Here is a 14,342-nt window from a genome sequence, read left to right as displayed (position 1 = left end):
GAAAAACTACCTATAGATGGTCATATATGAAGAAAATGTAAGGTTTTATTTTTAGATGTATAGATGACGAGACTAAAATATATCTTTTACTATGTTTCTTTTATGTAAGAAGAGAACTCATCACAAGTAGAGTGAAGTGAGGAGGGCATAATACATGAAAAATTTTACAATGTAAGAAAGCGAATACATTTAGAGAAATGCGGAAGTAATTGATATAGGTGCGAGAGGCGTTAGTCTATTCGTTAAATGTTTTTATAAAAATAATAGGATTTCTTATTAAATGAATATATAGGATGGTTTGTCTAAAAAAAGGACAGGGGACACAGATTATGTCAAAGCAGAAAAAGAGTAGGGTATTAGTAGCTGGTATTTGTATATCTACATTATTATCACCAGTAGCTTTCGAAGCATCGAAAGGATATGCGGCGCCTTTGGAAGAGAATAAGGGCGGGCAGTTGGAAGAGAGTAAAGAGAATCGTTTGGAGCAGAGAACGTTTCATTTGCCTGGGAAAGGTAGTATTGAAGAAGAGCAAAAACGCTTAAAAGTACGTTATGTACTTTCAGCGAATGAACCAACTGGAATTTATGCTGGTCCAAATGAAGAAATTAAAATTGAAATAAAAGGAACGCAATCTATTAAAGCGTTCATAGGAACGAAGTCATATGATGAAAAAGGGTTTGAAGAATTTGAGTTAAAACCTGGTGAAAATAATATTTCATCTTCAATAGGTGGAATACTATATTTTTATAACATGAATAATGATGGCGAAGTAACAGCTTCAGTTATTCATGGAGGAAGTCATTTTCCATTATTTATCTTAGGGAAGCACACAAAAAAAGATTGGGATGCAATGTTAAAGAAGTATAAAAATCCTTATGCAGTTGAATTGAAGGGTGAGAGAAGTTTAATTACTGCAAGTCCTGAAGCAGTGGAAAACTATATGGGAGAGACGGATCCAGTAGAATTAATGAGGCTACATGATAAGATTATTCGCTTTGAAAATTCTGTAGCAGGATTATCTGAAGATGGTATAGGGGTGTCAAAAGCTCCAAACCACTATATCCAATTTGTTGAAAAGAGAAAACCAGATAAAGATGATTGGATGTTTGCTACTCATTATCATACAGGGTATGTTCCAGAGACTATGGATAGGGTTTTAAATATAAAGAGATTACAAGGAGATGGCTGGGGACCATGGCATGAAGTAGGGCATTTACATCAGCAAGCTCCTTGGTTTTGGTCAGGTGTAGGAGAAGTAACAGTAAATATATATTCATTATCGGTTCAAAGAATGTTAGGCAATAAATCAAGTCTAGAAGAAGATGGTCATTATAAAAAAGCTTTTGCTTACTTAGATAATCCTGATGCTCAAAAAAATATGGAAGAATTCGAGAAACTAGTAATGTTTTGGCAACTTGATTTAGCTTATGGAGAGCATTTTTACCCTAATTTACATCAAATGTATCGCTTATTACCAGAATCTGAAATGCCTGCTTCAGATGAAGATAAAAAGCAAATGTTTATTTATATGGCATCGAAAGCGGCTAAACAAAACTTAGTACCGTTTTTTGAGAAATGGGGATTAGGTCCAAATGATGAGGTTAGAGGGAAAATCGAAAATTTAAATTTACCTAAATTAGAAAAAGAAATATGGAAAGCAACAGATAGTAATATTATTCGTGAAAAACAAGTGAAACCATACGGCGGGCTTCCTTATGGTGAAGCGTCTAATGTGGTACAAGATCTCATCGTTGGTGCGAATTTTAATGAAAATCTAGCAAATAGTCTTGTTCAAAATTTAGGTGAAAATGTAAAAGTAACAGGTAGAATTATGTGGCTGGATTTAGAGGTTGGAAAAAGAGCGGTATTAGTAGAAATTGAGGATGAGAAAGAACAGAGGAATTTCATTTCTGTTCCAGTTAACAGTCTTTATGGAGATACTATGGTATTTAAAGGTTACGGTGATGAGGTAAATTCTGTTATAACGCTCCTTCATGATGAAAAGAAAATCAACGTTTCTTTCGTTGGTAATGAGTTCCATGAGCGCTTTAAAAATGAAAAGTATGTAGGGATTACCTTATATGATAAGGACGGAAATGAAAAGAAAAATATTTCTATAGAAGGTCAAGAAAATTCTAAAAAAGTTGCTTTGCAACTTGAAGGTGTTGAACTTCAATATGGCGATATTATGAAAGTATATCATGCAGAACCAAGTCGTTTCGATTGGTATCAAAGTAATAAACTTGTAGAGCAAGGTGGAGCTAAGAATAAAAAAGAAAAGTTCTTTAAGATTACTCCACAAGGATATGAACTAATAGACGGTATACAGGAAGTAGAAGCAGTACCGCAAAAAGTAGTAATCGGGGCAGACGCTGAAAAATTAGAGGCGAACAACTTTGTTCAAGTAAAAGGTGGAGAAGTAATTGGTTTTGTAGAAAAACCGAATACAATGAAAATCGGTGAACAAAAAGTAAAAGTGGAAACGAAAGATCGTTTTGGAAATAAGAAAGTGACGGAAGTTCCATTAGAAGTGACATATGGAGATAGTTTACTTGTATATGGGTTAAGCTATGATGGTGACGATATGAAATCAATTATAACGTTACATCAGGATACGAAAAAAATGAGTGCGACAGATACGGATAATTTGATTCATGATTACTTTGGAGATGAGAAGTATTTTGAATTCACCTTGTACAATAAAGAGGGAAAAGAGAAGAAAAATATAGAGGTAAAAGGCTTGGAGAATACAGAAGCTTTTGCCAAGGAAGTAAATGGGTTAGTATTTGAATATGGAGATGTGGTGAAAGTATACCATGCAGAGTCTTCACGTTTACATTGGTATCAAAAAGGTTTATATGTGGGAGAAGGAAAAAATAAAGAAATAAAAGAATTATTCTTTGAAATTACTGAAAATGGATTTGAAAGATTAGAAGCTCTGCAAGAAGTAACGGCAGTACCACAAAAATTAGTAATTGGAACAGACGTTGAAAAATTAGAAGCAAAAGATTTTGTGCAAGTGAAAGACGGAGAAGTAGTTGGATTTGTAGAAAAACCAAATACGACAAAGATTGGTGAACAAAAAGTAAAAGTAGAAACGAAAGATCGCTTTGGTAATAAGCAAATAACAGAAGTGCCAGTAGAAGTGATTTACGGAGATAGCATTATGTTCTTCGGTACATGGCACGACGAAACGAATATTAAATCGATTGTTACATTAAATCATAAAGAAAAGAAATTCAGTACAACAGATTCAGAAGGTCCAATGCATACTTCATTTGCAGATGAGAAGTATATGGGAATGACTATGTATGATAAGGATGGAAAAGAGAAGAAAGATTTATCAGTAAAAGCATCTGAAAATACAAAAGAGTTTGCAGCACAGCTCAATGAAATGTCCTTTGAATATGGTGATATAGTAAAGGTTTATCAGAGAGAATTCGATCGTTTTAAAGTATATAAAAAGAATGAGTTCGTAGATACAAAGTATGGTGTAAATGAAGTATTCTTTAAAATTACAGAGCAAGGCTTCGAAAGAATGGGAGCTTTACAAGAAGTCACAGCGAAATCTCAACAAGTAGTAATCGGAACAGATGTTGAAAAGTTAGATCCAAAAGCTTTTGTTGAAGTGAAAGACGGAGAAGTAGTTGGATTTGTAGAAAAACCAACTACATCAAAAGTTGGAAAACAAACAGTAAAAGTAGAAACGAAAGATCGCTTTGGTAATAAGCAAATAACAGAAGTGCCAGTAGAAGTAACATATGGAGATAGTCTTGTATACCAAGGGCTGGGTGATGATATTCGTTCTATTGTAACGTTAAATCATGATGATAAGAAACTACATGTAACGTCTACAAATGAACAAATTCATAGTTACTTTAACAATGAATTATATATGGGAATTACCCTATATGATCAAAATGGAACGGAGAAAAAACATGTAACGGCAGAAGGACAAGAGACTTCAAAGAATTTTGCTGAGCAAGTAAATGGTATGATGTTCGAGTATGGTGATGTAGTAAAAGTGTATCATGCAGAATCTGATCGTTTAAGTTGGTATAAAACTGGTGAGTTAATTGGAAAAGGGGATGCGAAAAAATTTAAAGAGATTTCCTTCAAGATTACTCAAAATGGCTTAGAGCAAGTACAATAATAAGAAAAAGCTCGTAAAACATAATGTTTTACGAGCTTTTTTATTATTCAGCTTCAGAAACTACTGTGAAGCGTTCGTTTACATGTTTTGGATTTTCGATTTCATCAAGTGCTGCTACTGCGAAATCTTCGTAACTTACGTAGCTATCACCTTTTGCGTTAACAAGAAGGTTGTCTTTACCAGCTTTGTAAGAACCAGTGCGTTTTCCTAATGCGAATAGTGCAGAAGGGCTGATGAATGTCCAAGTGATATCATTTGTTTGTTGTAAGATTTCTAAGTTTTTGCCTTGGTTTTGAGCTGTTGCAAGGTATTCGCCTGGGAAACCCGGTGTCTCAAATACACGTGTTGTTTTCTTTTCGTCTACAAATAAGCTTCCAGCGCCGCCAACTACAAGTAATTTTGTGTTAGGTGCACCTTTCATCGCTTCGATTAGTACGTTTCCTGCATCTACGTGAAGGTGTTCTTGTCCTGCTGGAGCACCGAATGCATTTACAACTACATCGAATGCTTGTAGGTCGTTAGATGTAAGAGAAAATACGTCTTTTTCTAACACTTTTACGTTTTCTTCTGTAATTTTTGCAGCGTTTCTTACGATTGCAGTTACTTCATGTCCGCGATCTAATGCTTCTTTTAAAATACGACTTCCTGCTTTACCAGTTGCTCCGATAATTCCGATTTTCATAATAAATCCCTCCAAAGTGTTTTGTTAAAGTGTATATCTGAAAGTGAATGAATGTATTGTAATTAGGTTTGTTACAACCTGCTGTAATCATTATAGTTACAGGTTGGTGTTTTTGTCAATGGGGTTGTTTGTGAATTTATTTTTTGTTTTAGTATGCACAGTTAGAGGGAGGGCAGTCATAAAGATATTGTTACTGCGAGCCTGGCTAATATTTGGAAATTGCAAATTGTCGAAAAATGTTGATTTTTGAATGTTTTTTAAATATAATTCGTTTTATGGAGAAAAGGAGGGGTTAATTGTATGAATATTTTAGAGCAATTTGTTTCATCAACGAATACAATTCTTTGGTCATATATTCTTATTGCGATGTTAATTGGTTTAGGTCTTTATTTTTCTATTAAATTGAAATTCGTACAAATTACTCATTTAGGGGAAATGGTTCGACTAATGAGTGATGGATTAACTGGAAAGACGCGTAAAAAAGGTAGTGTATCTTCTTTCCAAGCGTTTTGTATGAGTTCAGCAGCTCGTATTGGTATCGGTAACTTAGCTGGTGTAGCGTTAGCTATATCTATGGGAGGACCTGGCGCGGTATTTTGGATGTGGGTTATTGCGATTATCGGGGCTTCTTCAAGTTTTGTAGAAAGTACGCTGGCCCAAATTTATAAAATAAAAGATGGCAGTGGCTTCCGTGGTGGTCCTGCTTATTATATGGAAAAAGGTTTAAATAAACGTTGGATGGGAATTTGGTTCTCTATCCTTATTACAATTAGTTACGGTTTAATTTTTAACTCAGTACAAGCAAATACAGTAACATTAGCATTTGAAAATGCATTTGGTTTAGAGCGTTATATTGTTGGTATTGTATTAGCTGCATTAGTTGCGGTTATTATTTTTGGTGGTGTAAAAAGTATTGCACGTATGTCGGAAATGATTGTTCCGCCAATGGCGCTTATTTATATTGCGGTAGCTATTTTTGTTGTTATTAAAAACTTCTATTTAATACCAGATGTGTTTACGGAAATCTTTAAAGGTGCATTCGGTTTAGATTCAGCTGTAGGTGGCGGTATCGGCGCTGCGATGAAATACGGTATTCAGCGCGGATTATTTGCGAACGAAGCAGGTATGGGTAGTGCGCCAAACGCGGCAGCGACGGCTGATGTAACGCATCCAGCAAAACAAGGTTTTATTCAAACAATTGGCGTATTAGTAGATACATTCTTAGTATGTACATCAACAGCATTTATCGTACTATGTTCTGGTGCATATAAAGCAACAAATTTAGAAGGTATTGAGTTAACGCAAAATGCATTAAGTTCACAAATCGGTCCATGGGCAAGTAGCTTCTTAGCGATTATTATTTTCTTATTTGCATTTAGTTCTCTTTTAGGAAACTACTATTATGGTGAAACGAATATTGAATTCATTAAACAAAGTAAAACGTGGTTAACGATTTACCGTATTGCGGTAGTAGGAATGGTATTATTCGGTTCTGTTGCGACGCTTCAAGTTGTATGGAATATGGCGGATCTATTTATGGGACTAATGGTAATCACAAACTTAATTGCGATTACACTTCTTGGACGATTTGCGTATGCTGCATTGGCAGACTATGTAAGACAAAAGAAACAAGGAAAAGATCCAGTCTTCAGTGCAGATTCTATTCCTGGCTTAACAAATACAGAGTGTTGGGATAAGTCAGCAGTAATGGATAAAGAAAAAGCAGTATAATGAAAAGGCGAGCATCGAGATGAATTCGATGCTCGCCTTTTTTGTTGTAGTAAATGATGAAAAGGGTGAGAGGTAATTATTAATATAACTTTTTTGTTTGTTCCTCTCGTTATTTGTGGGGAACGTACTATTTTAAAAGTATGACTGGTCGAAGAGGATAAGTGATTGAGTATTGGATAAATGCATGTGATGGCTATATTTTTATGTAAAAAAACATATATGTTAAGATATTTGACATACTCATGTCATAAAACCTTACATAAAGTTCTTGATTACTTAAAGTTTTTAGAATATAATTTTCTTATTGTTAGGAAGAGGGGGCAATGCAAATATGGATTTTTTAGCTAAGGTAATTGGGGATGTAAATAATATCCTTTGGTCATATGTCATTATTGCGATGTTAATTGGGTTAGGGCTCTATTTTTCATTTCGTGTGAAATTTGTCCAAGTTCGTTACTTCGGTGAAATGATTCGTTTGCTTGGGGATGGAGCAAGCTCGAAAACGAGAAAAGCGCAAAAAGAGAAGAGCGGCGTATCATCATTTCAAGCATTTTGTATGAGTACAGCTTCTCGTGTAGGTACTGGTAACTTAGCTGGTGTAGCTATTGCAATCTCAGCAGGTGGTCCAGGAGCAGTATTTTGGATGTGGTTAATCGCGGTAATTGGGGGTGCTTCTGCATTTGTAGAGAGCACATTAGCGCAAATTTATAAAGTGAAAGATGGGAATACGTTCCGTGGTGGTCCAGCGTATTATATGGAAAAGGGTTTAAATAAACGCTGGCTTGGAGCTATTTTCTCTGTATTAATAACAGTAAGTTTCGGATTGATTTTTAACGCTGTGCAATCTAATACTGTAGCAGCTGCTTTTGATGGAGCATTCAAAACAGATAGTAGATTAGTAGGTCTTGTAATGGCTGGTTTACTTGCAGTTATTATTTTTGGCGGAGTAAAACGAATTGCTCGCGCGGTTGAAATGATTGTTCCAGTAATGGCAATTATTTATGTAGCAGTGGCATTATTCGTTGTTGTAACAAACATTACGGCAATTCCATATGTATTTAAAGAAATTTTCTTACATGCTTTCGGAATTAAAGAAGTAGTAGGCGGAGGATTAGGAGCTGCGATTTTATTAGGGGTAAAACGTGGGTTATTCTCAAATGAAGCAGGTATGGGTAGTGCGCCGAACGCAGCAGCGACTGCAAACGTAACGCACCCAGTTAAACAAGGTTTCATTCAAACTTTAGGGGTATTTACTGATACATTATTAATTTGTAGTTGTACAGCATTTATTATTCTTTTATCAGATGTGCATAATGCAGCTGATTTAAATGGAATTCAATTAACGCAGCAGGCGTTAAGTCAACATATCGGTCCATGGGCTTCTATATTTGTAGCAGTTGCGATCTTCTTGTTTGCATTTAGTTCATTAGTAGGTAACTACTACTATGGTGAAACGAATATTGAGTTCTTAAATGGAAGTAAAGTGTTATTAAATGCATACCGCATTGCTGTACTTGGTATGGTTATGCTAGGATCTGTAGCGACAATTCAAATCGTTTGGGATGTAGCAGATTTATTCATGGGTATTATGGCTGTTATTAACTTAGTGGCAATCGTATTCCTTTCTAAGTATGCCTTTGCAGCATTATCAGATTACGTAAAGCAAAAGAAACAAGGAAAAGATCCAGTCTTTTATGCGAATTCAATTCCAGGCCTGGAAAATACAGAGTGCTGGGAAGAGCAAGTAGCTGATAAAGAAAAAGCAGTATAATGAGGTGAGCATCAAGTGAAACTTGATGCTCATTTTTTGTTTTATCCATATATTTGTTGGGAGTAAAAGACGAACATTAATGAGTGTTTTATAATAAAATGTAATTTTTTTAAGAAAAGTGCGGATATGAGATGTGATTTGTGTTAGAATGATAAATGCCTTTGAAACAAGAGGTTTTATGATTTTTCCTATTCGATTGAAGGTTTTGGAGGAGAAATAGAAAGTTCGGATTATTTCTTGTTTTGAGTGGTCAGACGTTCAACGTTAATGAAGAGTTAAATGGAGGATTTTATTAATGAAGTTTGTTATGTTCCTTGTAGGATTACTTGTTGTATTTGTACTCGGTTTTCTTATAAGTGCCGATCGAAAGAAGATTAAGTATAAACCAATCGCAATTATGCTTATTATTCAGCTAGCATTATCTTATTTCTTATTAAATACGCAAGTCGGTTATATTTTAGTAAAAGGAATTTCAGATGGATTTGGGGCACTTCTTGGATATGCGGAAGCTGGAATCGTTTTCGTATTTGGTGGTCTTGTTAATAAAGGAGAGGTTTCATTCTTCTTAACAGCGCTATTACCAATCGTATTCTTTGCCGTTTTAATCGGAATTCTGCAACACTTTAAAATTTTACCTGTATTTATTCGTGCTATTGGTACGTTGTTAAGTAAAGTAAATGGTCTAGGAAAACTAGAATCATATAACGCAGTAGCAGCTGCCATTGTTGGACAAGCGGAAGTATTTATTACAGTAAAAGATCAATTAAGTAAAATCCCAAAACATCGTTTATATACATTATGTGCATCTTCTATGTCGACGGTGTCGATGTCAATCGTTGGTTCTTATATGAAAATGATCGAACCGAAATATGTAGTAACAGCACTTGTATTAAATTTATTTAGTGGTTTCATTATCATTCATATTATTAACCCGTACGATATTACAGAAGAAGAAGATACACTGAAATTAGAAAATAAGAAAAAACAATCATTCTTTGAAATGCTGAGCGAGTACATTATGCTTGGTTTCACGATTGCGATTACAGTAGCAGCTATGTTACTTGGTTTCGTAGCATTAATTACAGCAATTAATAGCTTGTTTGATTCCGTGTTCGGTATTACATTCCAAGCTATTTTAGGATATATTTTCTCACCATTAGCATTCGTAATGGGTATCCCACAAGCTGAGATGGTAACAGCGGGACAAATTATGGCAACAAAATTAGTATCAAATGAGTTTGTTGCGATGCTTGATCTTGGAAAAGTAGCTGGTGATTTATCGGCTCGTACAGTTGGTATTCTTTCTGTATTCCTTGTATCATTTGCGAACTTCTCATCTATCGGAATTATCGCAGGTGCAACGAAAGGTATCGATGAAAATCAATCAAATGTTGTATCATCATTTGGTCTACGCCTTGTGTATGGTGCGACATTAGTAAGTATTCTATCAGCGATTATCGTTGGTGTTATGTTATAAAGTGAAACTTTAATCAGTGGGTGGCTTTATCCCCCGCTGATTATTAGCCCTCACCAATCGGGGTAAAAAAGGATGGTCCTAGCTCATAGCTAGGGCTATTTTTATGGTAAAATTGCATGAAAAAACCAATTAATTAGGAATATATTAACATATAAAAATATTTTAAAATTTATATTGCATTTCGTCTAGATAACGCTTACAATTTGATTTGTAGGTGGTATCAATTTCAGACTTTCAAATATGGTAGGAGAGAAGAGGCTACCTTTTATAAATTGCAATTTATGTAAACGCTTACTGATTTTAGATGACAGTTGAATAGTATTTAGGGGTTTTAAATTTTTTTAACATCAATGGTCAGACGTCATTCGTTATACGTTATACGACCAATAACTCATGGGAGAAGTGGAGGATTCACATATGAAAATAGTAATGTTTCTAGTCGGTTTACTTGTAGTATTTGTACTAGGTTTCCTTATCAGTTCAGATCGTAAGAAAATTAAATATAAACCAATTGCACTTATGCTTGTCATTCAATTGGTACTTGCGTATTTCTTACTAAATACAAAGGTCGGATTTGTATTAGTAAAAGGGATCGCAGATGGATTTGGCGCTATTTTAAAATTTGCGGAAGCTGGGGTTAATTTCGTATTTGGTGGTCTAGCAAACGATGGACAAGCACCATTCTTCTTAACAGTATTATTACCGATTATTTTCTTAGCAGTATTAATCGGGATTCTGCAACATATTAAAGTTTTACCGATTATCATTCGTGCAGTAGGTTTCCTATTAAGTAAAGTTAACGGTTTAGGAAAACTAGAATCATATAATGCGGTAGCAGCTGCAATCGTTGGTCAAGGGGAAGTATTCATTACAGTAAAAGATCAACTAAGCAAATTACCGAAAAATCGTTTATACACACTTTGTGCATCTTCAATGTCTACAGTATCGATGTCAATCGTCGGTTCTTATATGAAAATGATTGATCCAAAATATGTAGTAACAGCACTTGTATTAAACTTATTCAGTGGATTCATTATCGTTCATATCATTAATCCATATGAAGTAAAAGAAGAAGACGATATTTTAGAATTACAAGAAGACAAGAAACAAACATTCTTTGAAATGTTAGGCGAATATATTATGCTTGGTTTCTCAATCGCTGTAACAGTAGCGGCGATGTTAATCGGTTTCGTAGCATTAATTACAGCAATTAACGGTGTATTCGATTCAATTTTCGGAATCACATTCCAAAGCATTTTAGGATACATCTTCTCACCATTAGCATTCGTAATGGGTATTCCAACATCAGAGATGCTACAAGCAGGACAAATTATGGCAACAAAATTAGTAACGAACGAATTCGTTGCAATGCTTGACCTTGGAAAAGTAGCTGGTGATTTATCAGCTCGTACAGTAGGTATTTTATCTATCTTCCTTGTATCATTTGCGAACTTCTCATCTATCGGAATTATCGCAGGTGCAACGAAGAGTATCGATGGCAAACAAGCAAACGTTGTATCATCATTCGGTTTAAAACTTGTATACGGTGCAACGTTAGTAAGTATATTATCAGCGATTATCGTTGGGGTTATGCTTTAATAAATTAAGAAAAGCAATGAGCGTGGGCTCATTGCTTTTTTTGTTTAACTTGCTTTATCCAAGTCTCTTTTAAAACGTGGTTTCTCTAAATAAGTTCCCAGTCTCCACGCATATTCCACTGGCCCCATTCGGTATTTTTGGAGCCAATAGGTGCTAACGAATAATTGAATCGTATAAATTCCGATGGTTAAAAGAATACCGAAGAAATAGCCAATTTTCCCGTATAAGTCAAATCCATATGCGTAAAAAATGGTTGTTGCGATAATAGATTGCGCTAAGTAATTACTAACGGACATTTTCCCCATGTTCGCCATGTATGTTAGTAGACGGGTTGCTTTTTTGTAATGGAATAATAAAATGATTGTGCTTCCGTAAAAGAAGGTCATAGTTACTGGTGTAAGGCCATCTTGTAGCATAATTAAAAGCGGGTGCTTTACGAACATAGCTAAGATTTTAATTGTAAAAGAGAAGAGACCGGTGGCAAACCATATTTTTTTGATAGCAGGTATATGTTTACTGACCTCAAATAGCCAGCCTTTTTTCCCTACATACATTCCGAGTAGGAACAGTGGAGACATAAAAATTATTGCGAAAACTGATATGAAAAATAATCCGAATGCACCGTCAATTCCCATGTAATCAAAAGGATTTTCAGTCAATCTAAAGTTGACGTGATCCATATAGCTTCCAGTTTGATGGACTTTATGTTCTTTTTCAGTATAAGGTGCAAAATCATCTATATTTGTAGATGGATCAGTTTGATAAGACATAAGTGTAATAAGTGCGAGTAGAATAATCGCCCAAATGAGCAAAGTTTTCGGTTTTCGATTGATGAACATCATTAAGAAAATCCCGATTATTCCGTATGCAAATAAAATATCGCCCTCCCAAACAAAAGTGCCGTGAATGTAGCCTAGTAGTAAAAGAATGATAATACGTCTTATGTATGTGGGGAAGAATTTTTTTCCTTTTGCGATAATACTTTTTTGTAACAAAATAATGCTAAGCCCAAATAGAAAAGAAAATAGGGATATAAAGTTATGTGTGCCGAAGAATTGAATAAACCAATTAGCGCCTTTATCAAGATCGCCGAATAGATAAGTTGGTTTTTCACTGGTGAAGAACCCGAATTGAATTAATGTCATATTGACTAGTAAAATGCCAAACAAAGCGAAACCACGAATTGCATCAACAGCTTCTACACGTTGATTCATTTTTCCTCTCCTCGTATATTCGTTTTTATATTGAAAATAATACCATTTTATAGCTGGCACTATGTCAAATATGAGGAAATTTAAGGTGATTTTAAGATAGAGAGCAAACAAAAAAATCACCTTAATACATGTATTAAGGTGATTGAAATATTATTCAGCTGGAGGCGTAAATGTACGTTTCTCTAATTCAGCATCTAGCATAAACAGTGCGTTTGAATCGCTTGTAATACGTTTTAATTTTTGAATGATGCTATCGAATGAAGCTTCTTCTTCCACTTGTTCGTCAACGAACCATTTTAAGAATGTAATTGTTGCATGTTCACGCTCGTCCCAAGCGATATCAGATAAGTTATAAATACGCTTCGTTACTTCACGCTCGTGTTCAAGTGCGATTTCAAAAGCGTTTAATACAGATTCGTATTCGTTATTCGGATTATCAAATCCAGTAATAATAGCACGCTCTCCGCGGTCATTAATATAGTTGTAAAGTTTCATTGCGTGGAAACGTTCTTCTTCAGCTTGTACAAGGAAAAAGTTAGCGAATCCATCATAGCTCTCCGCTGTACAGTAAGCAGCCATTGCCATATAAGCATGGGCAGAGTAAAATTCAAAGTTCATTTGTTCATTTAATGCGTCGTGCAATTTTTTTGATAACATAAAATCCCCCTTAGTATTGTGACAAGAATATTATACCATAATTGATAATATTCTCATTTGGATGTCTCGAACCTTTTCGAAAGCTTTGTGACGTGTGCGTCCATAATGTCTTGTAAGTCTAAATCATATTTTTGCGAAAGAATAATAAAGTTAGATAGTACATCACCAAGTTCTTCTTTTAGTTTTTGTTTTAGCTCTTCTTCTGTTTTCGCGTCTTCATCAGGACGATCACGACCGATTTCGATTGCGCGAACAACGCGTGAAACTTCTCCAACTTCCTCTGTTAAGAAATTTAACCGAATAAAAGCATTATACTGTGACCAGCTTCGTTTTTCGTAAAATTCCTCAACCCATCTTTGAAATGCAACGATATCCATTTCTTTCTCATCCCCTCAATATGTTGTACAATGTTCATTGTATCATAACAATATATAGTTTCGGGGTGTAAGAATGAGAAAGATTTGTGTGTTTGCAGGTTCAAATTTAGGGGAGAGACCAGAATTTAAAGAGCAGGCAATTCAGTTAGGTAAAATGTTTGTTGAGAACGACTATGAGCTCGTATACGGTGGTTCATGTGTCGGATTAATGGGAGAAGTAGCAAACGAAGTTCTTCGTTTAGGTGGACGTGTAACAGGTGTTATGCCGCGCGGTCTATTCCGAGGAGAAATTGTGCATACAGGATTAACAGAATTAATTGAAGTAGAGACGATGCACGAACGTAAAGCTAAAATGGCAGAGCTTGCGGATGCTTTTATTGCGCTGCCAGGCGGATACGGAACGTTTGAAGAACTATTTGAAGTTGTATGTTGGTCACAAATTGGTATACATAATAAGCCGGTTGGTTTATTAAACATAAAAGGTTTTTACGGACCAATTTTGCAAATGGTTGAACGTGCAGCGGAAGAAGGATTCATGAATCCATCGAATAAAGAATTGATCGTTTCAGCAGAGACAGCAGATAAACTAATTCATGCAATCCAAAATTATGAGCGTCCTGTTTTGGGAACGAAGTGGAAGCAACTATCATAGCAAATACGGAAACACATGTCGTTTTAAT

General features: G+C 35.2%; 10 protein-coding genes. 6 read left to right on the top strand and 4 right to left on the bottom strand.

Annotation, left to right across the window (positions count from 1 at the left end):
• Positions 1-329 precede the first annotated feature (329 nt).
• Positions 330-4,154, top strand: a complete 3,825-nt coding sequence (locus F3I02_RS27890) for a putative mucin/carbohydrate-binding domain-containing protein (protein WP_196478646.1) — start codon at positions 330-332, stop codon at positions 4,152-4,154.
• Between the two features lie 43 nt (positions 4,155-4,197).
• On the opposite strand, the gene F3I02_RS27885 is transcribed toward F3I02_RS27890, so the two are convergent.
• The gene (locus F3I02_RS27885; protein ID WP_000689908.1) at positions 4,198-4,836 is read right to left on the bottom strand and encodes an NAD(P)-dependent oxidoreductase; all 639 of its coding nucleotides are present in this window, start codon (positions 4,834-4,836) and stop codon (positions 4,198-4,200) included.
• A gap of 300 nt (positions 4,837-5,136) precedes the next feature.
• Between F3I02_RS27885 and F3I02_RS27880 the strand changes: the two genes are divergently transcribed.
• The 4 genes from F3I02_RS27880 (at position 5,137) to F3I02_RS27865 (ending at position 11,414) form a co-directional block, all read left to right on the top strand.
• Positions 5,137-6,567 carry an alanine/glycine:cation symporter family protein gene (locus tag F3I02_RS27880; RefSeq protein ID WP_001022944.1) on the top strand — a complete coding sequence of 477 codons (1,431 nt, stop codon included), beginning with the start codon at positions 5,137-5,139 and terminating at the stop codon, positions 6,565-6,567.
• 331 nt (positions 6,568-6,898) lie between these two features.
• Positions 6,899-8,338 (top strand): alanine/glycine:cation symporter family protein, encoded by a 1,440-nt coding sequence (locus tag F3I02_RS27875; protein WP_000346393.1) that lies wholly within the window; start codon positions 6,899-6,901, stop codon positions 8,336-8,338.
• A 295-nt stretch (positions 8,339-8,633) separates the two neighbouring features.
• Positions 8,634-9,815, top strand: a complete 1,182-nt coding sequence (locus F3I02_RS27870; protein WP_000673843.1) for a NupC/NupG family nucleoside CNT transporter — start codon at positions 8,634-8,636, stop codon at positions 9,813-9,815.
• 417 nt (positions 9,816-10,232) lie between these two features.
• Complete coding sequence (locus tag F3I02_RS27865) at positions 10,233-11,414, top strand: NupC/NupG family nucleoside CNT transporter (RefSeq protein WP_000706848.1); 1,182 nt, start codon at positions 10,233-10,235, stop codon at positions 11,412-11,414.
• A 44-nt stretch (positions 11,415-11,458) separates the two neighbouring features.
• On the opposite strand, the gene F3I02_RS27860 is transcribed toward F3I02_RS27865, so the two are convergent.
• The 3 genes from F3I02_RS27860 to F3I02_RS27850 form a co-directional block, all read right to left on the bottom strand.
• A complete protein-coding gene (locus F3I02_RS27860; RefSeq protein WP_196478645.1) occupies positions 11,459-12,628 on the bottom strand; it encodes a DUF418 domain-containing protein in 1,170 nt (389 codons plus the stop codon).
• A gap of 150 nt (positions 12,629-12,778) precedes the next feature.
• Positions 12,779-13,285, bottom strand: a complete 507-nt coding sequence (locus tag F3I02_RS27855) for a ferritin (RefSeq protein WP_000949398.1) — start codon at positions 13,283-13,285, stop codon at positions 12,779-12,781.
• A 53-nt stretch (positions 13,286-13,338) separates the two neighbouring features.
• The gene (locus tag F3I02_RS27850) at positions 13,339-13,662 is read right to left on the bottom strand and encodes a MazG nucleotide pyrophosphohydrolase domain-containing protein (protein ID WP_196478644.1); all 324 of its coding nucleotides are present in this window, start codon (positions 13,660-13,662) and stop codon (positions 13,339-13,341) included.
• Between the two features lie 73 nt (positions 13,663-13,735).
• Between F3I02_RS27850 and F3I02_RS27845 the strand changes: the two genes are divergently transcribed.
• Complete coding sequence (locus F3I02_RS27845; RefSeq protein WP_001225751.1) at positions 13,736-14,314, top strand: LOG family protein; 579 nt, start codon at positions 13,736-13,738, stop codon at positions 14,312-14,314.
• The last annotated feature ends 28 nt before the right edge of the window (positions 14,315-14,342 follow it).

Source organism: Bacillus sp. SRB3LM, assembly GCF_015712745.1.
Taxonomy (GTDB): Bacteria; Bacillota; Bacilli; order Bacillales; family Bacillaceae_G; genus Bacillus_A; species Bacillus_A thuringiensis_K.
This window is presented reverse-complemented; position numbering and strand designations above follow the sequence as displayed.